We start from the raw sequence: 21,894 nt of genomic DNA, 5'->3' as shown, positions 1-21,894 counted from the left end.
GGGTTCAATCCAGACTGGCGCGCAATGCCTCCAGCAGTCCGCTGCAGGCGTCTTCCAGCAGATCCAGGACCTGCTCGAAGCCTTCCTCGCCCCCGTAGTAGGGATCCGGCACCTCCCGCGCCCTGAAGCGGCGGCAATGGGTGGTGATCGGTTCGATCAGGGCACTACTGGGGGCTGGCCCCCGGGCGTCTTTTCCCTCTGCGCCTTTCCCAATGGATCCTTGCCGTCCTGCGCGGGCCAGGCTCTGCACCGCCCTGAGGTTGTCCTCGTCCATCGTCAGGATGCGATCGAAGCGGTCCAGGTCGGCGCGCTCGATCTGGCGGGCCCGGCTCGGCAGCGCAATGCCGCGCCGGGCCGCGGCGGCCATCATCCTGGGGTCGGCCTGCCGGCCCACGTGCCAGCCGCCGGTGCCGGCCGAATCCACCACGACGGCCTGCTCCAGGCCCTCGCGGGCCAGCAGATGCAGAAACACCCCCTCCGCAGCGGGCGAGCGGCAGATATTGCCGAGGCAGACGAACAGCAGACGCGGTTCAGCCATGTTGCCCCTCCAGGCGTTGCAGGGCCTGCTCCGCCCGCAGTCGCACGACGGGCGTGGCCTCGGGAGGGCTCTGCCAGAGACCCTCCAGCGCCTGGTGCAGCCGTTGCCGGAACTCTGAGGCGGGGCTCAGCTGGGCGGCCAGGGATTCCAGGCCCACCACCACGGCGTAGCGAACCACCCATTCGCCATCGCCGCAGCTCGCCTCCAGGGCCCGCAGGCAACGCTCGATGAGGGCGGCACGGGGGGCTTCCGCCAGCTCCTGCATCTGCAGCTGACCGAGCCCCCGGGCGGCAGCACGGCGCACGCTCGGTCCGATGTCCTGGGCCAGGGCGTCTTCGAGCACCTCCAGGCCCCGCACGTCGCCGATGCCGGCCAGGGCACGCACGGCCCAGGCGCGAGCGCCGTAGTTGTAGCCATCCAGGTTGTCGAGGATCGGCTCCACGGCCTGGGGGCCCAGGGCGATCAGGCCATCCACCGCGGCCACGGCGGCGCCTGGATTGTTGAAGCCGAGCACATCCACCAGGCAGGCGGCGGCGGCCGGGTGGGTGGCGGCGGCGAGGGACTGGGTGGCCTGCAGCAACTCCAGCGCGGTGCTGGCCTGCTGCACCCGCTCGATCAGCTCCTGCGTGAGCTGGAGATCGGTGGTTTCGCCCGTCGTTGAAGGGGAGATCGTCATCGGTTCAGGCTCTCAGAGCAGGGCATCCATCGCCTCCAGCACCGCCGCAATCTCAGAATCGACCTGGGTCGGGGGATCGTCACCCTGCTCCACCAGGCCCCGCAAGGCAATCAGCTTGAGGCTGTTCTCCGCCAGGGTGGTGGCAATGGGCTGCAGGGCAGGCCGCCAGCCCGCCGCTCCCAGATCCATCAGGGCGGCGCGGCGCACCTGCAGCTGGGGATGCTGCAGCAGCACGACCAGCTGCTCCCCCCAGTGGGCCTCGCCGGTGAGCTGCAGCAGGGCGCGGCAGGCCGCGCTGCGGATCAGCGGCCGTTCGTGCTCCACGAAGGGACGGATTACCGCCAGAACCTCGTCGCTGGCCACACCGATGTCACCCAGGGCCTCCAGCAGGGCCTCGCAGGGTTCCACCAAGCGGGGGCTGTTGCTCTGCTGGGCGCCGGCCCCCGCCGGTCCACTGGCCAGGCGTCGCCGCAGGGGCTCGACGGCAACAGCGGCCCTGAGGTCACCGAGGGCTCGTGCCGCCGCCTCCCGCAGACCGTCATCGGGGTCGTCCAGGGTCTCCAGCAGGTCGCCGATGGCTGGGGCGGCGGCCGGACCGAGCTTGCCCAGGGCCCGGGCGGCGTTCCGTGCCACCGCGTTCTCCTCCACGCCGGCTCCCGGGTCGCGGGGGCGCCGCTGTTGCAGGGCGAACTGCAGCAATGGCACGGTGTCGGGATGGCTGCTGCGCGCCCGCCCCAGCCACCAGGCGGCGTAGTACTGGGCCGAGGGATCGTCGCTGCACCGGAGGCGCCGCAGCGCTTCCGCCTCGTCGATCGGATCGCCCTCCGCCGGGATGGCCTGGGAATCGCCGCTGCCGCTCATGGCCCGCAGACTGCTGGTCAGATGTTGCCGATGCTGACAGCCGCAGCCTCCTGGCGAAGGGCCTGCGCAACAAAAAAGCCCCCCGAGAGGGGGGCTTGGGATCAGGGAGCGAACGAACCCGCAGGGAACGCAGGCTCGGATCGGGATCAGACGAGGGCCGAGATGGCGTAGTCGATGTAGTTGTTGGCGATGACGCCGGCGTCGCCGGAGACGCCGTGGTTGGCCTTGATGTAGTTCAGGGCTTCGACGTACCAGGAGGGGGACAGTTCGAAGGTGCGGTTGATCTCGTCGAGACCAGCGACCAGGTACTCGTCCATGGGGCCGGTGCCACCAGCCACGAGGCAGTAGGTGACCATGCGGAGGTAGTAGCCGATGTCACGGGCGCACTTGGCCTTGCCACGGGCGTCGGAGGCGTAGTTGGCCCCCTGCATCTGGGTGGTGTAGGGGAACTTGTTGTAGACGGCCTGGGCGGCGCCGTTCACGAGCTCATCAGCTTTGGCGGTGAGCACCTTGGCGGCCTCGAGGGCGTTCTTGGCGCGCTCGAAACGACCGAAAGCGGCGTTGAGCTCGGTGTTGGAGAGGAAGCGGCCCTGGGAATCGGCGGCTGCGACGGCCTCGGTGAGGGGGGTCTTCATTGGTTGAAGGAGAAGTTGAAGGTGAACCTGTTAGAGACCGATCAGGCGACAGCGGCAGCTGCGCGATCGAAGTAGGTGCCGATTTCGGACATCAGGGCGGAGCAATCGCCGGGGGTGATGCCATTGCGGTCGTTGGCGATCGCGAGGGCGGCGTCCTTCATCTTGCGGATGCCTTCAGCCACGGAAGCGCCGGGGACGCCGAGGGCGAGGTAGGTTTCGCGCAGGCCGTTGAGGCAGCGATCTTCCAGAACGGAAGCGTCACCGGTGAAGGTTGCGTAGGTGATGTAGCGGAGAACGATCTCCATGTCGCGGAGGCAGGCAGCCATGCGACGGTGGATGTAGGCGTTGCCGCCGGGGGCGATCAGTGCGGGCTGCTGAGCGAAGAGCTCGCGGCCGGCGTTGGTGACGATCTTGGAAGCGTTGGAGGTGATGCGGTTCACGGCATCCATACGCTTGTTGCTCTCAGCCACCATGGCGGCGAGGGCATCGATTTGACCAGCGTTCAGGAATTCGCCGCGGGCATCGGCCTGGACGACCACCTTGGCAAACACGTCACACTCTGCGGAGAACGTTCTTGTCATGGGAGTCGTGATTGAGTATCAAGGGGGCTGGTCGCGCTGTGAAGACAGGCAATCCTTTGCAAAGAAAGAGGCCCTTACTTGTTGCGCCCATTAAGTTGACGACGTGCTTTACCGGCACGACTGACCTCCTGATCGCCAACCATGACCATTGCCCTTGCCTCCCAGCTGCGTGAAGGCACCAAGAAAGCCCACACCATGGCCGAAAACACCGGCTTCGTGAGCTGCTTTCTCAAGGGCGTGGTGGACAAGGCCAGCTACCGCACCCTGGTGGCCGACCTCTACTTCGTGTATGACGCGATGGAGCAGGAAATCGGCAAGCTGCGAGCCGCCGGCCATCCGGTGGTGGGCCCGGTGGGCTTCCCTGAACTGAACCGGCGCGAGAGCCTGGAGCAGGACCTGGCCTTTTACTTCGGCGAAGGCTGGCGCAACAGCGTCAAGGCCACCCCGGCCGCCCAGGAGTATGTCGCTCGCATTCATCAGATCGCCCAGGAGTCGCCCGAACTGCTGGTGGGCCACCACTACACCCGCTACATCGGCGACCTCTCCGGCGGCCAGATCCTCAAGGCCATCGCCCAGAAGGCGATGAACCTCGGCGAGCACGACGGCCTGCGCTTCTACGCGTTCGACGCCATTCCCGACGAAAAGGGCTTCAAGGCCAACTACCGCGCCACCCTTGACGCCCTGCCGATCGATCAGGCCACGGCCGATCGGATCGTGGCGGAGGCCAACCACGCCTTCCACCTGAACATGACGATGTTCCAGGAACTGGAGGGCAACCTGATTGCTGCCATCGGCAAGGTGCTGTTCGGCTTCCTCACCCGCCGCCAGCGCAGCGGCAGCACCGAGGCAGTGGTGGCCTGAGGGCGGGTGGGTCAGACACTGCTGATGCCGGTGAGCGCCAGCGGCACCGGCAGGCCTGCTTGCGCTGTCACGTCAAACCCAGCAGTATCGGAGCCGCGCGTACTGCGGTCTCGGCTGCGCATCGGGAAACCTGAGGCTCGGGTTAGCCCTTAGCTCCCGTACTCAACATCGCCAGGGCTATCCAGAGCACGAGTCCGGTCAGCACGAAGCCACCAGTCGCCACAAAATACCGCCAAGCGTTCTGCACAGCCGGGGTGGGCTGGTTGACCAGCCAAGCCGGACGCGGCCAGCCTGCCCAGCTGCCACTGCCGACCCCGGGAGCGCGAACGGCCATGGTGTCACGCCAGTAGGCGTCGTAGCGGGGGGCTTGCTGGTTGAAGGGGATTGTGCCCACCGACTGGCCGGCCAGCACCCGGGCGCGTTGGTAGGGCACAAGGTCTTCCCCGAAGGTTTCCAGATATTCCGTTGAATCGATCAGGGCATCGATGAAGGCCGGCAGCCCTTGCTCCGCGATCACGATCGACCAGGCGATGCGTTCCTGCTGGCCGTGTACCGGCCGGCCCAGCACCCGGCCAACCACCTGTTCCACCACGCGGTAATTGCTATTGCAGCGGTAGAAGTCGTTGCGGAATTTCTCCGAGCGCAGCAGCTGGCGCACGAACTCGCGGGTGCTGATCTGGCCGGAGCGCAGCTGCGACTCGAGCATCGCATCGCGGTCGCGCTTGAAGGCGTGGAAGTACACCTGGCGATAGGCCTGCTCGATCAGGGCATCGGCGGCAGCTCCATCAAGCTGACTGGCCTGCCGACCAATCTGGCGAGAGGTCTCTTCGCTGGCTGCCAGAAAGTTGCTGACCCTGGCGTTGCTGGTGAGAGGTTTGGTGGCCAGAACAGGCAGGGTCATTGAGCAGACAGGAAGCAAACGAAAGAAAGTATTGACTGCTGCGATGGGCTCAGGCTTGGGGCAAGTAAAAACCATAAAGAACTTAATCTTCCGTACCAGCTCGCGATTGATTGGGGGCTGAGGCGGGCACCGTGCTGGTGTCCCCTCCAGGACCAGCTTCCTGCAGGGCTGTTGCAGGTCAGGCAGGCGATCCACAACTGCGCAGAGGCCGTGGGCCATTGCGGGGCTCCCATGGCGTCAGTCGAGAATGCGATCGACGCTCACCAACCTCGTGACAAGCCCGGCGGCCGGTGCATCGATGCCGCCGGGCTTGAAGGTTGCCTGAAAAAACCATTGGCGCCCGTCCTGACTGCGCCGCTCGACCCTGAAGTCGCTGAGCCCCAGCGGCCCCAGTGCCAGGCTGAGAGCATCTCCACTGCAGCCGGGCACGTTGACCTGCATGGCCTCCAGGCCTGCGGCAGCAACGCGATAGGTGGGCATGAAAGCACCGCATCGGTGATCAACCCTCCCATGGGAGGGCCTTTTCAGCCTGTCCTGGCAAGACGGTATTCATCAGCACACCGGCAGCGGCCTGGATTCCTATGCTTTACAAATATTCACTTGTTGAGTTGCCCGCTGTGACAACTTCCCCAGATTTGGCCTCCCTCTACCAGCTGCTGGCCAAGCAGGAGAGACCCGTCCTGCCCTCGGGCGAACGGCGTGCCATCCTCGGCTGCGGCTATGTGGGCGAGGAGGTTGCCAGGGCTTGGAAGCAGGAGGGTCACGCGCTGTGGGCTACCACCACCCGGCGTGAGCGCCTCGGCGAGTTGGCCGAGCTTGTGGAAACCCCGCTGATCTTTGACTCGACGGACCCCAGCACCAACCTTGACTTCACCGCTGATCTGGATGGCATTCTGGTTTCCTTCGCGCCCTCGAAGGGTTCCGAGGTTGATCTGGGCCAATACCGGAAAACCTTTCTCGGTGGTTTGCAACGACTCGTCGAGACGCTGGATCGACGCCCCCGCAACACACCTCTGCAGATCGTCCATCTGAGCAGCTGCGGCGTGTACGGCAACCGCCATGGTGCCCTCACCAACGAAACGGCCCCGATAAGCGATATGCATCCTGTCAATCAGGTTCTGCTCCAAGCAGAAGAGATGATGGGATCCATCCGCTCTGACAAAATCAAGGTCTGCGTGCTTCGTCTGGGAGGCATCTACGGCCCAGGGCGTGACATCCCATCCATGCTGTTATCAGCGGCTGGTGGATTGGTGCAACGCAACGGCCAGAATGTTCCGTGCTGGATTCACCGCGATGACATTGTCCGGGGTGTTTGCTTCGCATTCGATCAAGGCCTGGATGAGACCTATAATCTTGTTAACGATACACAACTGAGTGGCCAAGAGCTTACAGATCGCCTCTGCGAGAGAGCTGGCTTGCCTTTGGCCAAGTGGTTGACAATTGACACGACTGATCGAATTCTCAATGCGCGCGTTAGCAACGAAAAGCTGAAGCAAATTGGCTTCACCTTCGGTTATCCGTGTATGGTTGGTTGATATCGACGCTCTACCCAGCGACTCAGTTTATAATTTGCATCGTAAGCGATGATGAGATGGGCAAAACTCTTTGGATTTAGCAAGCAGCCAAATTGGAGATTGAATTCACCCTTTGGCATTTCATCGGGAAGGCTGCAAATCAAATTATCTGCAAACATGCCATTCACATCCTGTGAGCAAAAGGTGTTTGCATCGAATTCAGGTGCCCCTTTGGTTGATACAAATGCTCCATGCTGCACGCCCGGTCTCAGCTCCTGCTCGATCCCACGCCATCCTGCGACAGCCGACAATAAGGCGTCTACAGACTGCATCTGTTCACGGTCGGGATCGGGTCTTGCCCGTTGACAGCGAAACGGGGTGGCTGCGATTGAATCCAGGATCATCCGGCCGTCACATTGGCGCTGATAGAGGGCAACAAGCATCGATCGGGAGCGGCCATTGAAAAAATTCACTTCATGGCCCGCTCGCGTTGTGCTCTCGCCAACCTCAAGGCTTGACTGACCTGCGGTCTCCGGGAAATGCCAGCAGTGATGGCCGAGGTTGTAGTGGTGTCGATCCAGGGGGAATCGGCGTTCTCCACCCGGGGCAAATCGAAGACCTGTTCCATGCCACTCTCCTGTATCAGCATCAGAAAACCGAATGGCGTACCGCGATTCTGTAGGGCTGCACATGCCGCGGTTCAGATCCATGCCGTTGGCGTTTCTGTCGTACCACGTCGTCGTCCCCAGCCAGTCGCCATCGAAGCTGGCTCGCATTAACTCCCACTGCCGATCAGAACCTGATCTAGCCTGTTTGGATAAGCCCTCCTCGGTCATGAGATCATCCTTGATTTTTGACTGTTCTATTTTGGCAGGCTGGTGATCGCCTCAGATGAATGCTTGCCCTTCAACTCCTGCAGATGCAAAATGATTCCCTCTGGCAGTGGGCAGTGATTGTCGTCATCTCTGCTGCAACACCATGTCTGCTTTTCCGCGGCTGGTCCCATTCCATTGAGATCTCCCTGTTGACCCCAGATCCGGTCATACCATGAAGGGATAGCTGGATCGGTAGGCCATGTCCAAGGTGTGCGGCAAGGTCGGCGTGCTGTTGCTGAACCTCGGCGGTCCTGAGCGGATTCAGGACGTCGGCCCCTTCCTCTACAACCTGTTCGCCGATCCGGAGATCATCCGGCTGCCCAATCCGGCGTTACAGAAGCCGCTGGCCTGGCTGATCAGCAGCCTGCGGGCCGGTAAGTCGCAGGCGGCCTATCGCTCGATCGGCGGCGGCTCACCCCTGCGCCGCATCACCGAGCAACAGGCCCGCGAACTGCAGAGCAGCCTGCGGCAACGGGGCATCGAAGCCTCCAGCTACGTGGCGATGCGGTACTGGCATCCCTTCACCGAGTCGGCCGTGGCCGACATCAAGGCCGACGGCATCGATGAAGTGGTGGTGCTGCCGCTCTACCCCCACTTCTCGATCAGCACCAGCGGCTCCAGCTTCCGCGAGCTGCAGCGCCTGCGCCAGGCCGATCCTGCCTTCGCCCGTCTGCCCATCCGCTGCATCCGCAGCTACTTCGACGATCCGGGCTACATCGGCGCCATGGCCGAACTGATCGCCCGTGAAATCCGCGCCTGCCCCGATCCGGCCAGCGCCCACGTGTTCTTCAGCGCCCACGGCGTGCCCAAGAGCTATGTGGAGGAGGCGGGCGACCCGTACCAGCAGGAGATCCAGGCCTGCGCAGGGCTGATCATGCAGCGGCTGGAGCGGGACCTGGGCCACACCAACCCCTTCACCCTGGCCTACCAGAGTCGTGTCGGTCCGGTGGAGTGGCTCAAGCCCTACACCGATGACGCCCTGCATGAACTGGGGGAATCGGGGGTGAAGGACCTGGTGGTGGTGCCGATCAGTTTCGTGAGCGAGCACATCGAAACGCTCGAAGAGATCGACATCGAGTACCGCGAGATCGCCACCGAAGCAGGCATCACCAACTTCCGGCGCGTGCCGGCGCTGGACACCAGCCCCGCCTTCATCGATGGCCTCGCCCACCTGGTGCAACACGCCCTCGAAGGCCCGGAAGTGAACCTGGATCAGGCGGCGGCCCTGCCCACCAAGGTGAAGCTCTATCCCCAGGACAAGTGGGCCTGGGGCTGGAACAACAGCTCGGAGGTTTGGAATGGTCGCTTGGCGATGGTGGGTTTTTCCGCTTTCCTGCTGGAGCTGATCAGCGGACGGGGACCGCTTCATGCGCTCGGCCTGCTTTGATCTCGGACTATGCAGGGTAGTGAAGATCCAAATCAAATAACACCTCGTGGATATAAGCTTCGGTCCACTCGGCACCGTGGAAGCGGCTGAGCATTCCGCGCGCGGGATCCTTCTCTGCGCGATAGTGGGTGTAGCGCCGTTGGCCATCAAGCAGAAACCTTGAGCGCTCTTCTGCTACCGGTTGTGCTTCGCGCACTAGATCGACGTAGAGATTGAGGTACTCAGCAAAAGCATCGAATAGAGTGCTTTTAATGAGTTCATCTGAAGATTCACCCAGTGGCAGGCGAGCCCAGAGGAACGCTGGAGAGAAGTAAGGCTCTGCTTCTGTAGGAATTGGACCACCATGGGGCAAGAGTGGTTTCCAGCGCTCAAAGATGGGCAGCAAACGATTCCAGACAGGCTGTGTGTGAAGTGGATCCCCACGGTCGACCGGTTGCAAATCCAACGCCAGCAGGTGTCCGGAGGGCAGGGTCACCAGATCGGCGCCGAAGAACGGCAGGTCGTACCGGCAGCTGGGGTTGATCACCAGGTTGAGAACGGAAGCCGCTGCTCCAGCTTCCACGCAGGCAGCCCTCACCTGGCGCAATTTCTCGGTTTGACACGCCCAGGTGGCGGTGTGGACTGCTACGGGTTGGGCCTTGGACCCAGTGGCTCCGGCTTGCTCAAGAAATTGTTGGGGTATCGGGTAAGCGATGGGATTGAACTGCTGAAGCACCTTGACCGCATGCTCCAGGAAGGGCTGCCATCGCCAGTTCGAGAAATTGACGGGTTCAAGACTGTTGGAGCGGGAAGAGGTCATGGCTGACGGCTTGCGGGGAACAGGAACTCGTGCAGAAAACGATCAGACCAGGCCTTGCCAAAGTGGCTGGTGAAGAGTCCGTGGGCTGGATCGCGCTCAGCGCTATACACGTCGTAATCCTCCTGCAGGCTTTGAACCTTCTCAGCGGTGATCTGTGAAGTGCGATGGTCGGCTGCAGCGCTGAGTTGCCAGTAGCAGTCAAGAAAGAGTGTAAAAGCACTGGGCAGTGATCCCTGGGCCTGCTCAGCTCCCCCACGGCAAAAAAGCAGCCATGGTGAAAAATACTGATGAGGATCAAAGGAGCGCATCGCCTCGGCACCGTGTAGATCTGGGTAATGAGTGATTAGCTCGCGTAGCCCTTGATAATAACAATCCAGGTAGTCTTGATCTTGGACCAGTGGCTGAAAATCGAGCACGGCAACTAGTTTTCCGCGGGCACCAAACCAGAGAAGATCGATGCCCAGCAAAGGCTGATCATTGGAGAAATCGGGATAAGCCACAGAATTGAGCACCTGCAGGCTGTCACCGGCATCCAATCTGGTCACGCGCCAACGCCGAAATCCTGGCACCTGCCACAGCCAGCTTCGAATCACGCTCTGTTGCTTCTGAGATCGACATTCGGCCAGCCCATCGGGCGGTGGCAGGGGATGGCCCCCCGACGCTTCCAATCTGCTGGTCAGTTCCTGGAGAAAGGGATCAAACATCGTCGAGCGCAGCAGTTCAGCAGTTCAGCAGTTCAGTGGGTCAGGGACACGAGACGGGTGGCCAGGGCCTCGGCACTGGCCCGAACCGCTTGAAGATCCTCAACAGATGGGCAACGCAGCTCCGTGCAATAGGTGGTCATTGACACACCATCGAGGCACTGCACCGAACTCACCCGCATGCGCACCTGATCTGTCACAAACCAGCAGCGCTCCGTGCCCACATTGCTGTCGTAGCGGGTCGTCACCGTCATCACGCCATCAGGGGAAAAAGCGTATTCACTGAGCACCGGCTGTTTCTCCACGTAGCCCTTGTCCCGCACTAGGAATCCCCGGGATGGATCGCCTTCGATCGGGATGTCAATGACTACAGCGGCCTGGTCTTCGGTTCGGGCCAAGGGTTTGAGATTGCTCTCCCACCAGAAGCGAGCTCCTCCAGCGGCCAGGCCTGGGTCAATGTCGAGGGCCTGGCAGATCTGCTCCACGGCAGGATCAAAACAGCTGAAAGGCTCGATCACGAGGTTGGAATCGCCAGATTCGTCGTCCTGATGGTCGAGGTGATGGACAGCTCGACGAGTCAGCCAGACCCCACGACTGGCCTCCAGGAACTCACGCATGGATTGGGCAGGCGCCATGGTTGCAGAGGCAGCAGTGAATGGGAAAGGGCTAGGCCAGCTCAGCGATCTGGAGCTGGAGCTGGGCCAGAACCGACTCGATCCTCTGAAGCTCGGGATGCTGGGACAGGGTGAAGGCCACCTGCTGCTGTGGCATTTTCAGCTTCTGGCCCATGCCCGTGACGTCGCTCACAATCCGATCTCGGAACGCCTCGAGCTGCTCAATGGCCTCCTGCAGCTCCTCCCGGCTCGGAGACGGCTCAGCAATGGCGTCGGCCGCGACCGCATCAAAACTGGCGCTGGACATGGTGGAAGCTCACTGTCATTCCTCAGCTTATTGGCGAGCTGTCCAGCAAACACCAGCCCTCTGAGCACCGGCCGCCAATCCGGAACAAAAAATGAAGAAGGCGGTTTCCTCTGGCAATGGCGCGCGCCATCTCCGCCCACCGCCTCCCAGAAGCACTGCGAGCACTAAGCCAGGGAGTGCCGGCGACCGGGATCACGAAAGTTTGCGTGATGCATCGGATCGGGGAATGGCGAGTGGGGATGGCCGTAGTTTTCCTGGGTGCTCAGGTGAAGAGAGCGGAAATCATCAGTCCCTGGTGGTTCGCGCCATTGGCTTCAGCCGATACTCGACCAAGCATCCTCCCCCTGTCCCGACCCCCATGCTCGACGCCTTTTCTCGCGCTGTCGTCAGCGCTGACGCCAAAACTGCTCCGATCGGTGGCGGTGAGTTGGCCGCTCTCCGTAACTATGTGGCTGAAGGCAACAAGCGTCTCGACGCGGTAAACGCCATCACCAGCAATGCCTCCTGCATCGTGTCCGATGCTGTGACCGGCATGATCTGCGAAAACACCGGCCTGATCCAGGCTGGCGGCAACTGCTACCCGAACCGCCGCATGGCTGCCTGCCTGCGTGATGGCGAGATTGTGCTGCGCTACATCAGCTATGCCCTGCTGGCCGGCGATGCCTCCGTGCTGGATGACCGCTGCCTGAACGGCCTGAAGGAAACCTACATCGCCCTCGGCGTGCCCCTGCAATCGGCTGGTCGCGCTGTGGCCATCATGAAGGCTTCTTCTACGGCTCATATCAACGAGACCAACACCAGCGGCACCAATCCTGTTGAGACCCGTTTCCGCAAGATGGAAACCGTGAAGGGTGATTGCTCCGCCTTGGTTGCTGAAGCAGCCTCCTACTTTGATCGCGTGATCGGCGCGCTGAGCTGAACAAATTAAGGGATCAATCCTGATCTTTAACAACTCCACCCTTTTCTGTTGAGACCCACGATGAAATCTGTTGCAACCACTGTGGTGACCGCCGCTGATGCTGCCGGTCGCTTCCCCTCTCAGAATGACCTTGAGGCCGTTCAGGGCAATATCCAGCGTGCTGCTGCACGCCTGGAAGCTGCGGAAAAGCTTGCCGAAGGCCTGGACAAAGTGACCAAAGAAGCAGGTGATGCTTGCTTCAGCAAGTATCCTTACCTCAAGCAAGCCGGCGAGGCTGGTGAGAATCAGACCAAGGTGGACAAGTGCTACCGCGATATCGCGCATTACCTGCGCCTGATCAACTACTGCCTCGTGGTCGGCGGAACCGGCCCCCTGGACGAGTGGGGCATCGCAGGCGCCCGCGAGGTCTATCGCACCCTGCGTCTGCCGACGGCTGCCTACGTGGAAGCGCTGACCTTCACCCGCGACCGCGCATGCTCCCCTCGTGACATGAGCCCTCAGGCTCTGAACGAGTTCAAGTCCTACCTGGACTACGCCATCAATGCGCTCTCCTGAGCCTCATTCTTGATGCTGCCATCCGGGGGCCGAAAGGCCCCCTTTTTCATGTCTTGTTTCAGGCTTTCCATCGGCGGGTCGTGGCGGCCTAGGTTCCCCTTCCCAGCCTCAAAACAGCGACTGCTTCGATGCCACACCCCCCCGATCTCGATCAACTGTTTGCAGATCTTGCCCATCCCAACCCCTACATTCAAACGCGCGCCTTCACGGCCATGGTCGAACATTGGCCAGACGAAGCAATCCCGCGTTTGATCGCGCTCCTGGATCAGCCGGATGTGTCTCTGCGTCGAGCTTCTGTTCGGGGGCTTGGGGCCTTCGGTGCGCGCTCGATGCAGCCGATTGCAGAGTGCTTCAGCACTAGTAGCGATGACACGGTGAGGGCAAGTTGCATTAAAGCCTATGCCCAGTTGGCTTCCAACTACGTAGGTCAAGCGTTTACTGAGCAGGCCATGGCGGTTTTGCGTGAAGCCCTTGATGATCGCTCACCTGTGGTTGCGGTCGCAGCCGTCATGGCGTTAGGTCAGGTGGGTCGCCAAGCGGTGCCTCTCTTGCTGCAGGTGAGTCGCGGTAACAATCCAGCTCAAGGAGTTGCAGCGGTCAATGCGTTGGCACAGATCGATCATCCTGATATTGAGCCAGTCTTACAGCAGCTGCTTGATGACCCGGCAACTGATGATTACGTGCGGGAGACTGTGAGCTCGGCCCTGATCAGGATCGAGGATCTAAACGCCCGTCAATACGGTAGCTGACTTGGCTTGAGGATCAAGATCAGATCCTTTCGAGCTGGCTGATGGAAACTCGTAACACGGCCGTCACATCTGGTTCGTGCTCGCACTGGAGGTGCTCGCGCAGGGCTGGTAACGCGTCGCTTGCTTGAAGCTTCATCAGTGAAAGAGCTGCGTTCTTGCGCACCTGGCCCGCTTCGTCATTGAGGAGCGGGATGAGGTGTGGTGTTGCCCAACAAGAATCATGCAGCTTGCCGAGCAAGGTGGTTGCCTCGGCCCGCACATCGACATGCTGATCGCTTAGTGCACGAATCAGGAGATCTCTTGCGGCTTCATCCCCCTGAGCTTGGATTTGATCGCCTAGTGCAGCAATTGCAGCAGCTCTGATCTCCGCATGCTCGGAGCCTGCGGCCTCGCGCAATGCTTCAGGGGCCCGCGCGCCAACAAAAGCAAGCCCCCAACTGGCCAAGCCCAGCTGCATAGAACTGCTCTTGGGGTTGATCAGGACACCCAGGAGTGCATCAACGGCTTCCGCGCCCAGTGCAGCCATCGCTCCCACGGCAGACCCCTGAACCACTGGGTCAGGGTCATGCAGGAGGGCCTTCAGCAGGACTGGCAAAGCCTGTGGATCTTCGATCAGGGTGAGGGTCTTGGCGGCGGCACGCCGCACCGTGACGTTGTCGTGGCCTTCAAGGGCCTTGCAAAGGGCTGGCACGGCTGCTTGGCCAACGACCCCGAGGCTTTCAGCGAAGGTGAGTCGCATCAGACCACGCCGGTCGCCCAGGCCCGCCACCATTCTTTCGATGCTGCTGCTGTTGGCACCAGGCACCTGTCCACACCGGAGCTGGTGCTTGAGCTCCTCCGCCAGTTGGCTGGCTTCCTCTTCGCTCAGTTGGAGGGGTTGCCCGCTGATCGGCGAGCATTGGCTGTCATTCACGGCTGCTGGCTAGCGGGTGGAAGCATTATCAAGTTGCATTGGCGGCCGCCTAGGGTCGTTGTAACACACGGCATCCGGCATGACCTGCTTCGTTCTGTCCCATAACCTCCAGGTACAAGAGCCGGGCGTACCACCCTTCAACGCGGTGGACCTTGCAGCAGGGTTGAAGGCGCACGCTTCAGCGATTGTTTCGGCAGAGCCGTTGGATCATCCCCATTGGCTCGTTCGCATCGAATCGGAGCTGGCACCTACGGATCTGGCCCTTGACTTGATCCAGGCATGGCGGGGGTTTCGGCGGGCCTGCGGCCATACCGATGGGCATCAGTTGCTGGCCCTTGGCGGGCGCAAGGACAGTCCAAGCTCAGCTGGTTCTCCCCTGACGCTGGGGGCCTGGGGTGTGGATGTGGTGGAAACGATGGACGGCCCAACCTTTTTGCGCGCTATCGGCTGGGAGGCTATGAAGCAGGGTCGTCCTGCCGATGGCGTTTTCGCGATGCAAGGATGATTAGGAGCCGCGCGACCGACGCTGCCTCCTTCCAGCAACCCGAGGCTGTTTCTCCGTTGACACCGCTGCAGGGGGGGTCTGGGCTGGAGGGGTTTGAGTGCTTGTGGCCCCCTGCACGGAAACATCCTGCACCCCTGCTCCTTGGTGATTGATGAGATCCAGTGTGCGGCTGAGTAGTTCGTAAGGAACGCACAACTGTTGTGGTGAATTCAGTCTTGCACCCTTGCCAAGGCTCAATTTGATCACAAAGGAGTTGGTCAGAAAAGGCCCCATGTTGGCAGGAACAACGCTGGCCCATGGTGCACCAACAACAAGCAGACCGCCAATATGTGGAAAGTTCTTAACGAACGGCTTGCTTGGGCCTCCTGGCCTGCAATGGTGCTAGGTGTGAATCTAGAGCCACCCCTGCAGCGCCATCCGTGAGCCGTTTCGACAACATTCATCTTGGCCTCACCCAGCAGGAGGCTCTTCGGATTTTAGAACAGCCCCTTGAGGCACTTGAATCGGCCAGCGATTACTACATGGCGGCCTCTCACCTGATCAATTTTCCTGGAGACTCCACCGAGAAAGCCCTCCTGCAACTTCTTGCTGTTGATTCCGTAGAGCAGCCCATCCGTTTAGCCCAGCGTAAGGCGGTCGAGGTGCTTGGTCGTCTGAATGCACAACAAGCAATATCGGCTATCGGTTGTTGCCTCAAGAGTGACGATCCTTACCTCGTTGAAAATAGTGCCTGGGCTCTTCAGGAATTGGGTTGTATGGATTCAATGTTGCATCAGGTGATGATCGATTGCCTGGCTGATCCTGCCCAGAATCGTCGGGTTTTGATCCAGAGCCTGGCTGGATTGAAGGTTCGCTCTGCCTTGGCAGCGATTCAAAGCCTCCAGAACGATTCCAATCCTGGTGTGCGCGGGGCAGCTCTCTGTGCCATTGCCTTGCTATCAGATCAGCGTGATCAGCTACTGGCCCTTGAAGACCATCTCACTCTGCCGAATCAGATGGATCGCCAGTCTGCTATCCAGGATGTGATCAATGCTGGTGCTATTAATCTTCTCGCGAGTGTCCTCCAGGCACCGGTTTCCCCCGTATTTCGGATGCGTGCTTTCAAGGCTCTCTGGCCGGAGGGCGCAATGGAATGCGAGGGGATGGTATTGACGGATGCACTTGATGCTCTGATGCGTGATGATCCAAGCGCTTTGGTGTTGGTGCATCGCTATGACGATGAGCCTGACAATGCATTCCTGATTCAGGAGTTTTTTGGAACTGACTTCAGCCGTTGCTATCTGGCACTTCAGACACTGCGGCAAGGACCAACTGAGGCTCTCTGGCCGCTGTTGCGGCGAGGCTGGCTCGAGGATGCGCATAATGATTATGGTGCGCATTACTTTTTTATTCGACTTTTTGGTTCCCATAAACGATGGCCCATGGAAGCCATGGCGATGATTACAGAGTGGCTCGTCGAGGCGGTTGACAACCAAAGGCCGCAATTCGTCAAATCAAAAGCTGCAGCACTATTGGCTCTGGCCTCATTAGATCCCCTGCTGTGTAAGCGGCATCTCAGCCGCTGGCAAGATGTCGAACGCACACCCTGGTGGGAATGCCGCTATGCGGCAGCAATGGCTCAAGAATTGATCGATTCTGGCGAAGACCATGAAGTGATCAATAGCAAAGAAACCCATCCTTACGTGCAGGCTCGTCTCCAGTTGTTGCGACCCATCAGCGGTTAATTTCCGAAAAACGGGTGCTCCTGCCTCCACGGCTGGCCCAGTACTGGACAAGTTCTTCTCCGCCAGGTCTTGGTATAGAAGCCACAGCCCTCAACACTTTGAATGATCGGTTGGGGCCCATTGGCCAATTTCCCACGGCGCGCACTTCCCTCACGTGCCCACCACAATCCAGCATGCACTGCTCGAATCGTTCCACGTGCGATTGATCAACAGTTTCAAAGATGAAGTCTGTGCCTAGGCAGATTAAATGCTGCGATCGGATCCACGCCTTCAGCAACTTATGAGCATCATTTGTGCGCATCATAGCGTATCTTCGCGGCTCATCCTGTTATGTTTGCAGCCAGCTATCGTCTAACTGGTCTGCAAAGGATTGAATTCTTGAAAAATGTAGCATCCCATGCTCTGAACCCCAGATCGGGGCGTCAGTGAGGGGGTCAAAGCCACGATCTCGACTGCTCCAACGCTCCTGATTGAGCTGCACTTCGCTGACGAGATAGGTGAGTTTCCCATCGCGGGGAATCAAACACTTTTGACCCGGCTCAAGTTCACCAAGGTAGGATCCAGGATCAACGCATCGAAAATGCATGGCGCAGCCGCATCGCTCGATGAGGGCATTGGCATCGATCGTTTGGAGAAGTTCAGGATGCAGACCAGCTCCGGCGGTCCGTTCCGGCTGCTCAAGCCCAAAATTCTGAACGATGTGAATATCATCACATCGGCTCAGGCGATGAACTCCTTGTCGGTATGGGCGCCACGGATCATGGTCGTAGCTCTGTTCAGAATAAATGCCCGGTGCACGGAGCACCTCCCAGGGGAGGGGCATAAAGAAGATATTAATGCGCGCGAACTTTGAAGGATCTAGCTGGGCCTGATCAAGGTTGCTATAATGGCCGCAAAGAGTCTTGGCAAAGAGTAGAGAGGAATCCACGACTAGAACAGCTCTTACTTTAGAGACTAAGTCGGCGGACTTCTGACGAAAACGAAGTCTGTAGAACACCAGAGCCTGCCGAGGTTCTTAGCACCGAGGAACGACAGCGTACATGTTCTGATACGAACCAGATTCTCTCCTCTGCAATGGATTGCCCGTAGCGCGTTGTGAGTGTGAACGTGCCATCGGAAAGAAAGCAATATTTACCGATAGCTTGCTCAGGTTCTGCATACCCTACACTGCGAAGCAGAAGTCCTTCTTCTGCATTTGTAGGAAATGGCACCAACACACATGATCCCTGACTGACGAGCGATGGATCATCAGGCTCCCAGTCACTCTCCGCACTCCACTCCATAAAAAAAGGTGAACAAGGCTTACCCTTTGGCTCGTCAGCGGTTGCTATCAGATCAGTTACCTTGGGATCATCAAGTGAAAGCTGCTTGATCGTGATACTGCTCAGTACTTCCTCGAACTGCCGAAATGCAAGCGAGTGGCCGCTTCTCATACAGCGCCAGTTCCCTTCGCTCTGCAAGACAAATGTTTCGAGATTCATTCTTTACCTCGATCTCGAAGCATCAGATTCAACGTTCGCCTTTTTGCAGAGCTTGAGAGTTGTGCACCATGTAAACCATGGACTCGACCATTAGGGCCTTTGCAATGGAAACGCCACTCCCTGAATGGCCTGCATGCTTTTCACATGAGCCCTTTTTCTGATTGTATTGGCGCGGCGATAGAGGCATTTGACTTGTCCTGAGCAGAATTCGATGGCGATTGAACTTTGGGAAAACAATCATTCCCGACTATCCAGTCGCCCACTGACGCTACTGGGAAAGGGGGCCTGGATTGACTCCAGGCCCATGGTTGTTAAGTATTTGCAACAGAAAGGATGCGTCCGCCTCGTTTCTGGATGCCTTGAATCGTTGTCGTCAGGGAACTGTAGGGAGCGACCGATGTCTGCACGGAACGGCGACGCAAGCCCACTGGGTTCGCAGTGGTCCAGGTGATGGCGTAACGCTTGCTGTCTCGATTTCCAGGTCCTGGGACCTTGCTGCCAGCAAAGAGTGCAGTGTCGGTGCCAATGCTGCTCAGAAGCACGGACTGATGGCTTCCGTCAAATCCGGCAAAGCCGTTGTCAAGGGCCTTCGAACGGATGTAAGTGGCGTTGCTTTCACCGATTTGGCTTTGGCTGCCGCGCATGTGGGGTACATCATCTAGGCCAAAGGCATTGATGTATTCCACGCTGAAGGTGTAGCTGTTGATTTCAGCTTCATAACCTTCGTTGGCAAGTCGCTGCACATGCTCGCTAACCTCAGCTTGATTGCGGGGTGCGCGACCTAGGAGGTGCTTGAAGTTGAGCTCCACGAAGCGATAGGGCCCATTCTTCTCCAGGAAAAGACGGCGGTAGCTATCTGATAGGGCAAGGGCGGTCACCAGCCCCTGGACGTTGAGATCGCCGTTGATGTAAAGGCTTTCTGCAGTAGCGCTGCGATCTTCCTCCATCAGATGGGCATTGCCGAATACCTGGCGGTAGGCCGCACGGATAATGGCTTGTGCAGACTCTTGACAGAGACTTGCGTCTGCTATGGCGATTGTAGCTGCAGGCATGGGAGGAGACAGATTGAATGTGGTTGTGAACTGGAGTGAGCGAAGTTGTGATCGCCTTGTAGCGATCAAAGCACTTCAGTGATCGAGAGGATCCGACCACCTCGGCGATGGACATAACCGAGCTGGCTGGTCATGTCTTTCCCTGAGACGAGATAGGTCGCATTCGGCGTGCGCTGCCGGCCTCCCGCAGGCTGGGCCTGAACGACAATCCGATAGCGCTTGCCGGTTGGCTCGGTGGTGCCAGCGTTGGCACCGATGCGGTTGATCCTTTGCGTCGTGTTGGACCAATTGCTGGGCACCGTATTGGTGGCCACCGACATCACCAGATTCGATGCAGATTGGACTGTGTCGCTCGATGCATAGCCCCCTGCCAGCGAAAGATGACGGTTGAATGCTAGTTGGGAGCGACCTTGTTCTGAGCTGATACGAGCAAACGGGATGGTGTTCTCGCCAAACAGATTCTGGTATTCATCGCTATCAATATAGCTGTTGATTTCGGCTTCGTAGCCATCGTTAGCGAGCCGTTGGATGTGCTCGCTTACCTCTGCTTGAGTGAGTGGAGCTCGACCCAGAAGATGTTTGAAGTTGAGCTCTACAAAGCGATAGGGGGCGTTGCTCTCAAAGAAGCGGCGCCGGTAATCAGGAGAAAGGGCGACTGCACGTACAAACTCACGCGTGTTGAGCCGGCCCTCCGCGAACTGGCTCTCTGCTGTGAGGCTCCGCTCGCTTTCCATCAGATGGGGGTTGCCCATCACTTGGCGATAGGCTGCACGTATCAGCCCGGCAATTTGATCAGCGGTCTCACCACCGCTGCGCTCAAACACCTCCTGATCTCGTTGGCCAAGACCGAAGCCAACGTAAAGATCGCCGCGCATCGGAGCGGAGTCACCCCCATCGGCATTGATACGCCTGACGGGCTCAAACATCCCACGGGTACCTCCCGCCATTGATCGATTCACGCTGCCTGCGTTTCCAGACCTGTAGACTTGAGCAGGAACCTTGATTGAGAGGCTGTAGCCTCTTGCAAGGTTACCCAATAGCTGACTCTTATTCCCCACAGCGGTATCGCTTCCTGCGAAGTTCTGCTCGAGAGCCGCCATCCGGTTGAAGGCAGACTGTGGCTGACCCAGAGGAGAATTCCAACTGGTGGGATAAGGAACAGTGTCCTCACCAAATGTCTGCAAATACTCGTCGGAATCAAGGTAGCTGTTAATCTCACCTTCAAATCCAGAGGTGGCAACCGTTGCTACATGGGCACTGATCTCGGCTTCGTCCTGCGGCGGGCGACCAAGTAGATGCTTGAAGTTCAGTTCAACAGCACGATGCGGAGACACTGCATCAAAATAGCGAGAGCGATAAAAACTTGATAGCGCAAGGCGGCGCACGAATCCACGAACGCTGATATCTCCATTGCGGAGTTGCGATTCGGCACTCAGCAGACGCTCACTCTCCATCGGCTGAACATTGCCGAATACTTGGCGATAGGCAGCAATCACTGCAAGCTGATAGGTGGCGTTATCGTTGGCTGTAAACGCCCCAGGATCGTTTAGTTCTTGCTGATTTCTGAATCGGTCGTTGCTCGTTGCTGCTTCTGTAGGCTGATGGTTCGGCCGTCGCGAAAAGCTGGCAGGTGCGTCTAGTAATTGTGTGGCACCAAATCCTAGTGCCGGAGATTGATTCATTGACATGGCTAGGGAGGAATGAGGGACTTGGTGTGGTCGTCCTGGCATTTAAAAGCCTTTTAAAGCTGTCATAGTGCTGGCGCGGATGCACAGAAGTCTGTGGACATTCATGAAAAGGAGAGCTGACCTCTGCCCGCACTCGGAACTTGTCAAACAGGGGTAATACTAGCTATTTTCCCTCCCTCACGATGAATGCGCTGATACTGCTCTGATAGCTTGTTGTAGGGAACAAAATAGACACGATTGGACTTCGTGTATCGGGAGACACGCCGCACATTATTTGCACGATATGCTGTGACTTCAACCCGATAGACCTTTCCTTCTTCCCCTGCGCCAACGCCACTGCGAGTAGCGGCATCGCCGAGGTTTGGTGATGGGCGGAAACTCCATCCCTGTGAATCGATCGATGATGGTGCCACCACCGGGAGCGGGCGGTTTTGGTAGGCTGCACCGCCCAGCCGACTCTGGATCCCAGCGAGGTTTCCCTTCAGGCTGCTGCTGCTGTTTCCCCGCAGTAGCTGGAACGACCATGTGAACTCCTGGAGAGTGGCGCAGGATTCAGTCCTCCAGCCCCGCTGGTACGGGACTGTCCATTCACCAAAGGTGTTCTGGTATTCATCAGAGTCGAGAAAACTGTCGATGTCTGATTCATAGCCGCTTGCATCAAGTCGCTCTGCGTGGCGGCGCATTTCCTCAAAGCTAGCGGGCGCACGCCCAAGCAAATGGCGAAACGCCAGTTCTATATAGCGGTATCGAGCGCACGCATCAAAAAAACGTGTGCGATAGAGTTCACTTTTTGCAATGGTGCGCACGAATTCACGCACGCTGATCTCGCCTAATTTGAATTGTGATTCGGCAACCAGCTGACGCTCGCTGTCCATGACATAAGCATTTCCGAGGACCTGCTTGTATACAGCACGGATCAGAGCTTCCTTGGTGGCGTCATCATCACCAGGCGCCAACTCCAGGGGTGCCTCGCAGTCTTGAGCGAAGCGTTCAACACCGAGAATCGAGGCGGGGCCGAATGGCATGGGTGCGTGGGCGAAGCGATATCATTATCCAAG

27 protein-coding genes are annotated in these 21,894 nt (G+C 59.1%); 8 read left to right on the top strand and 19 right to left on the bottom strand.

The window, feature by feature from the left end; translation table 11 throughout:
• Positions 1-4 precede the first annotated feature (4 nt).
• The 5 genes from VB777_RS04360 to VB777_RS04340 all read right to left on the bottom strand — a co-directional run bounded on the left by VB777_RS04360 (position 5) and on the right by VB777_RS04340 (position 3,291).
• Positions 5-538, bottom strand: coding sequence for a low molecular weight protein-tyrosine-phosphatase (locus VB777_RS04360; protein ID WP_323247356.1), 534 nt, complete (start codon positions 536-538; stop codon positions 5-7).
• Positions 531-1,214: a HEAT repeat domain-containing protein gene (locus VB777_RS04355; protein ID WP_323247354.1), complete on the bottom strand. Its 684-nt coding sequence runs from the start codon at positions 1,212-1,214 to the stop codon at positions 531-533. Before VB777_RS04355 ends, VB777_RS04360 begins: the two co-directional genes overlap by 8 nt.
• A gap of 12 nt (positions 1,215-1,226) precedes the next feature.
• Positions 1,227-2,075, bottom strand: coding sequence for a HEAT repeat domain-containing protein (locus VB777_RS04350; RefSeq protein ID WP_323247352.1), 849 nt, complete (start codon positions 2,073-2,075; stop codon positions 1,227-1,229).
• 146 nt (positions 2,076-2,221) lie between these two features.
• Entirely contained in the window at positions 2,222-2,710 is a 489-nt protein-coding gene (gene cpcA, locus VB777_RS04345) for a phycocyanin subunit alpha (protein WP_323247350.1), read from the bottom strand.
• A gap of 41 nt (positions 2,711-2,751) precedes the next feature.
• Positions 2,752-3,291, bottom strand: a complete 540-nt coding sequence (locus VB777_RS04340) for a phycocyanin subunit beta (RefSeq protein ID WP_323247348.1) — start codon at positions 3,289-3,291, stop codon at positions 2,752-2,754.
• Positions 3,292-3,432: 141 nt separating this feature from the next.
• Between VB777_RS04340 and VB777_RS04335 the strand changes: the two genes are divergently transcribed.
• Positions 3,433-4,152 carry a heme oxygenase (biliverdin-producing) gene (locus tag VB777_RS04335; protein ID WP_323247345.1) on the top strand — a complete coding sequence of 240 codons (720 nt, stop codon included), beginning with the start codon at positions 3,433-3,435 and terminating at the stop codon, positions 4,150-4,152.
• Between the two features lie 142 nt (positions 4,153-4,294).
• On the opposite strand, the gene VB777_RS04330 is transcribed toward VB777_RS04335, so the two are convergent.
• Both VB777_RS04330 and VB777_RS04325 read right to left on the bottom strand, forming a co-directional pair.
• Positions 4,295-5,053 carry a phycobilisome rod-core linker polypeptide gene (locus tag VB777_RS04330; RefSeq protein ID WP_131456973.1) on the bottom strand — a complete coding sequence of 253 codons (759 nt, stop codon included), beginning with the start codon at positions 5,051-5,053 and terminating at the stop codon, positions 4,295-4,297.
• 237 nt (positions 5,054-5,290) lie between these two features.
• Positions 5,291-5,533 (bottom strand): hypothetical protein, encoded by a 243-nt coding sequence (locus VB777_RS04325; protein WP_323247343.1) that lies wholly within the window; start codon positions 5,531-5,533, stop codon positions 5,291-5,293.
• 155 nt (positions 5,534-5,688) lie between these two features.
• Between VB777_RS04325 and VB777_RS04320 the strand changes: the two genes are divergently transcribed.
• A complete protein-coding gene (locus tag VB777_RS04320; RefSeq protein ID WP_323247342.1) occupies positions 5,689-6,588 on the top strand; it encodes an NAD-dependent epimerase/dehydratase family protein in 900 nt (299 codons plus the stop codon).
• Here VB777_RS04320 and VB777_RS04315 read toward each other — a convergent pair.
• Positions 6,567-7,403, bottom strand: coding sequence for a hypothetical protein (locus VB777_RS04315; protein WP_323247340.1), 837 nt, complete (start codon positions 7,401-7,403; stop codon positions 6,567-6,569). The genes VB777_RS04320 and VB777_RS04315 overlap by 22 nt on opposite strands.
• A gap of 238 nt (positions 7,404-7,641) precedes the next feature.
• Here VB777_RS04315 and hemH point away from each other — a divergent pair, with 238 nt between their 5' ends.
• The gene (gene hemH, locus VB777_RS04310) at positions 7,642-8,829 is read left to right on the top strand and encodes a ferrochelatase (RefSeq protein ID WP_323247338.1); all 1,188 of its coding nucleotides are present in this window, start codon (positions 7,642-7,644) and stop codon (positions 8,827-8,829) included.
• Between the two features lie 7 nt (positions 8,830-8,836).
• Here hemH and VB777_RS04305 read toward each other — a convergent pair whose 3' ends face one another.
• The 4 genes from VB777_RS04305 to VB777_RS04290 are packed head-to-tail and all read right to left on the bottom strand — an operon-like array spanning position 8,837 to position 11,250.
• Complete coding sequence (locus VB777_RS04305; protein ID WP_323247336.1) at positions 8,837-9,628, bottom strand: phycoerythrobilin:ferredoxin oxidoreductase; 792 nt, start codon at positions 9,626-9,628, stop codon at positions 8,837-8,839.
• Positions 9,625-10,332, bottom strand: a complete 708-nt coding sequence (locus tag VB777_RS04300; RefSeq protein ID WP_213203228.1) for a 15,16-dihydrobiliverdin:ferredoxin oxidoreductase — start codon at positions 10,330-10,332, stop codon at positions 9,625-9,627. The genes VB777_RS04305 and VB777_RS04300 overlap by 4 nt, the downstream gene beginning before the upstream one ends.
• Before the next feature lie 32 nt (positions 10,333-10,364).
• On the bottom strand, positions 10,365-10,946 hold the full coding sequence (locus VB777_RS04295) for a phycobiliprotein lyase (RefSeq protein WP_131457123.1): 582 nt from the start codon (positions 10,944-10,946) through the stop codon (positions 10,365-10,367).
• A gap of 49 nt (positions 10,947-10,995) precedes the next feature.
• Positions 10,996-11,250, bottom strand: coding sequence for a hypothetical protein (locus tag VB777_RS04290; protein WP_254927674.1), 255 nt, complete (start codon positions 11,248-11,250; stop codon positions 10,996-10,998).
• A 358-nt stretch (positions 11,251-11,608) separates the two neighbouring features.
• On the opposite strand from VB777_RS04290, the gene cpeB reads away from it, so the two are divergent.
• From cpeB to VB777_RS04275, 3 genes are all read left to right on the top strand, one after another.
• Positions 11,609-12,169, top strand: a complete 561-nt coding sequence (gene cpeB, locus VB777_RS04285) for a class 1 C-phycoerythrin subunit beta (RefSeq protein ID WP_213203226.1) — start codon at positions 11,609-11,611, stop codon at positions 12,167-12,169.
• A gap of 60 nt (positions 12,170-12,229) precedes the next feature.
• On the top strand, positions 12,230-12,724 hold the full coding sequence (gene cpeA, locus VB777_RS04280; protein WP_254927675.1) for a class 1 C-phycoerythrin subunit alpha: 495 nt from the start codon (positions 12,230-12,232) through the stop codon (positions 12,722-12,724).
• A gap of 128 nt (positions 12,725-12,852) precedes the next feature.
• Positions 12,853-13,473 carry a HEAT repeat domain-containing protein gene (locus tag VB777_RS04275; RefSeq protein ID WP_323247333.1) on the top strand — a complete coding sequence of 207 codons (621 nt, stop codon included), beginning with the start codon at positions 12,853-12,855 and terminating at the stop codon, positions 13,471-13,473.
• Positions 13,474-13,492: 19 nt separating this feature from the next.
• On the opposite strand, the gene VB777_RS04270 is transcribed toward VB777_RS04275, so the two are convergent.
• Positions 13,493-14,386, bottom strand: coding sequence for a HEAT repeat domain-containing protein (locus VB777_RS04270; RefSeq protein ID WP_323247331.1), 894 nt, complete (start codon positions 14,384-14,386; stop codon positions 13,493-13,495).
• A gap of 79 nt (positions 14,387-14,465) precedes the next feature.
• Between VB777_RS04270 and VB777_RS04265 the strand changes: the two genes are divergently transcribed.
• On the top strand, positions 14,466-14,891 hold the full coding sequence (locus VB777_RS04265; protein ID WP_323247329.1) for a DUF2656 family protein: 426 nt from the start codon (positions 14,466-14,468) through the stop codon (positions 14,889-14,891).
• Between the two features lie 419 nt (positions 14,892-15,310).
• On the top strand, positions 15,311-16,615 hold the full coding sequence (locus VB777_RS04260; RefSeq protein WP_323247327.1) for a HEAT repeat domain-containing protein: 1,305 nt from the start codon (positions 15,311-15,313) through the stop codon (positions 16,613-16,615).
• Here VB777_RS04260 and VB777_RS04255 read toward each other — a convergent pair.
• From VB777_RS04255 to VB777_RS04230, 6 genes are all read right to left on the bottom strand, one after another.
• On the bottom strand, positions 16,605-16,916 hold the full coding sequence (locus tag VB777_RS04255) for a CpeR family transcriptional regulator (RefSeq protein ID WP_323247443.1): 312 nt from the start codon (positions 16,914-16,916) through the stop codon (positions 16,605-16,607). The two genes, VB777_RS04260 and VB777_RS04255, sit on opposite strands and share 11 nt — an antisense overlap.
• 27 nt (positions 16,917-16,943) lie before the next feature.
• On the bottom strand, positions 16,944-17,543 hold the full coding sequence (locus tag VB777_RS04250; RefSeq protein ID WP_323247325.1) for a chromophore lyase CpcT/CpeT: 600 nt from the start codon (positions 17,541-17,543) through the stop codon (positions 16,944-16,946).
• Positions 17,544-17,562: 19 nt separating this feature from the next.
• A complete protein-coding gene (locus VB777_RS04245) occupies positions 17,563-18,096 on the bottom strand; it encodes a phycobiliprotein lyase (protein WP_323247323.1) in 534 nt (177 codons plus the stop codon).
• Between the two features lie 311 nt (positions 18,097-18,407).
• Positions 18,408-19,148 carry a phycobilisome rod-core linker polypeptide gene (locus VB777_RS04240; protein ID WP_323247321.1) on the bottom strand — a complete coding sequence of 247 codons (741 nt, stop codon included), beginning with the start codon at positions 19,146-19,148 and terminating at the stop codon, positions 18,408-18,410.
• Between the two features lie 65 nt (positions 19,149-19,213).
• Entirely contained in the window at positions 19,214-20,836 is a 1,623-nt protein-coding gene (locus VB777_RS04235; RefSeq protein WP_323247318.1) for a phycobilisome rod-core linker polypeptide, read from the bottom strand.
• 143 nt (positions 20,837-20,979) lie between these two features.
• A complete protein-coding gene (locus VB777_RS04230) occupies positions 20,980-21,861 on the bottom strand; it encodes a phycobilisome linker polypeptide (protein WP_323247316.1) in 882 nt (293 codons plus the stop codon).
• Positions 21,862-21,894 lie beyond the last annotated feature (33 nt).

Origin of the sequence: Synechococcus sp. CCY9202 (genome assembly GCF_034931685.1) — a bacterium.
In the GTDB taxonomy this organism is placed as follows: Bacteria; Cyanobacteriota; Cyanobacteriia; order PCC-6307; family Cyanobiaceae; genus CBW1002.
The sequence above is the reverse complement of the archived record's forward strand: the minus strand, read 5'-3'. Positions and strand labels throughout refer to the sequence as shown.

Bases quoted from the DNA above. Each gene is read 5' to 3' on its own strand.
- VB777_RS04360 (WP_323247356.1), bottom strand. From the start codon at position 538: ATGGCTGAACCGCGTCTGCTGTTCGTCTGCCTCGGCAATATCTGCCGC.
- VB777_RS04355 (WP_323247354.1), bottom strand. From the start codon at position 1,214: ATGACGATCTCCCCTTCAACGACGGGCGAAACCACCGATCTCCAGCTC.
- VB777_RS04350 (WP_323247352.1), bottom strand. From the start codon at position 2,075: ATGAGCGGCAGCGGCGATTCCCAGGCCATCCCGGCGGAGGGCGATCCG.
- cpcA (WP_323247350.1), bottom strand. From the start codon at position 2,710: ATGAAGACCCCCCTCACCGAGGCCGTCGCAGCCGCCGATTCCCAGGGC.
- VB777_RS04340 (WP_323247348.1), bottom strand. From the start codon at position 3,291: ATGACAAGAACGTTCTCCGCAGAGTGTGACGTGTTTGCCAAGGTGGTC.
- VB777_RS04335 (WP_323247345.1), top strand. From the start codon at position 3,433: ATGACCATTGCCCTTGCCTCCCAGCTGCGTGAAGGCACCAAGAAAGCC.
- VB777_RS04330 (WP_131456973.1), bottom strand. From the start codon at position 5,053: ATGACCCTGCCTGTTCTGGCCACCAAACCTCTCACCAGCAACGCCAGG.
- VB777_RS04325 (WP_323247343.1), bottom strand. From the start codon at position 5,533: ATGCCCACCTATCGCGTTGCTGCCGCAGGCCTGGAGGCCATGCAGGTC.
- VB777_RS04315 (WP_323247340.1), bottom strand. From the start codon at position 7,403: ATGACCGAGGAGGGCTTATCCAAACAGGCTAGATCAGGTTCTGATCGG.
- hemH (WP_323247338.1), top strand. From the start codon at position 7,642: ATGTCCAAGGTGTGCGGCAAGGTCGGCGTGCTGTTGCTGAACCTCGGC.
- VB777_RS04305 (WP_323247336.1), bottom strand. From the start codon at position 9,628: ATGACCTCTTCCCGCTCCAACAGTCTTGAACCCGTCAATTTCTCGAAC.
- VB777_RS04300 (WP_213203228.1), bottom strand. From the start codon at position 10,332: ATGTTTGATCCCTTTCTCCAGGAACTGACCAGCAGATTGGAAGCGTCG.
- VB777_RS04295 (WP_131457123.1), bottom strand. From the start codon at position 10,946: ATGCGTGAGTTCCTGGAGGCCAGTCGTGGGGTCTGGCTGACTCGTCGA.
- VB777_RS04290 (WP_254927674.1), bottom strand. From the start codon at position 11,250: ATGTCCAGCGCCAGTTTTGATGCGGTCGCGGCCGACGCCATTGCTGAG.
- cpeB (WP_213203226.1), top strand. From the start codon at position 11,609: ATGCTCGACGCCTTTTCTCGCGCTGTCGTCAGCGCTGACGCCAAAACT.
- cpeA (WP_254927675.1), top strand. From the start codon at position 12,230: ATGAAATCTGTTGCAACCACTGTGGTGACCGCCGCTGATGCTGCCGGT.
- VB777_RS04275 (WP_323247333.1), top strand. From the start codon at position 12,853: ATGCCACACCCCCCCGATCTCGATCAACTGTTTGCAGATCTTGCCCAT.
- VB777_RS04265 (WP_323247329.1), top strand. From the start codon at position 14,466: ATGACCTGCTTCGTTCTGTCCCATAACCTCCAGGTACAAGAGCCGGGC.
- VB777_RS04255 (WP_323247443.1), bottom strand. From the start codon at position 16,916: ATGCGCACAAATGATGCTCATAAGTTGCTGAAGGCGTGGATCCGATCG.
- VB777_RS04245 (WP_323247323.1), bottom strand. From the start codon at position 18,096: ATGAATCTCGAAACATTTGTCTTGCAGAGCGAAGGGAACTGGCGCTGT.
- VB777_RS04240 (WP_323247321.1), bottom strand. From the start codon at position 19,148: ATGCCTGCAGCTACAATCGCCATAGCAGACGCAAGTCTCTGTCAAGAG.
- VB777_RS04235 (WP_323247318.1), bottom strand. From the start codon at position 20,836: ATGTCAATGAATCAATCTCCGGCACTAGGATTTGGTGCCACACAATTA.
- VB777_RS04230 (WP_323247316.1), bottom strand. From the start codon at position 21,861: ATGCCATTCGGCCCCGCCTCGATTCTCGGTGTTGAACGCTTCGCTCAA.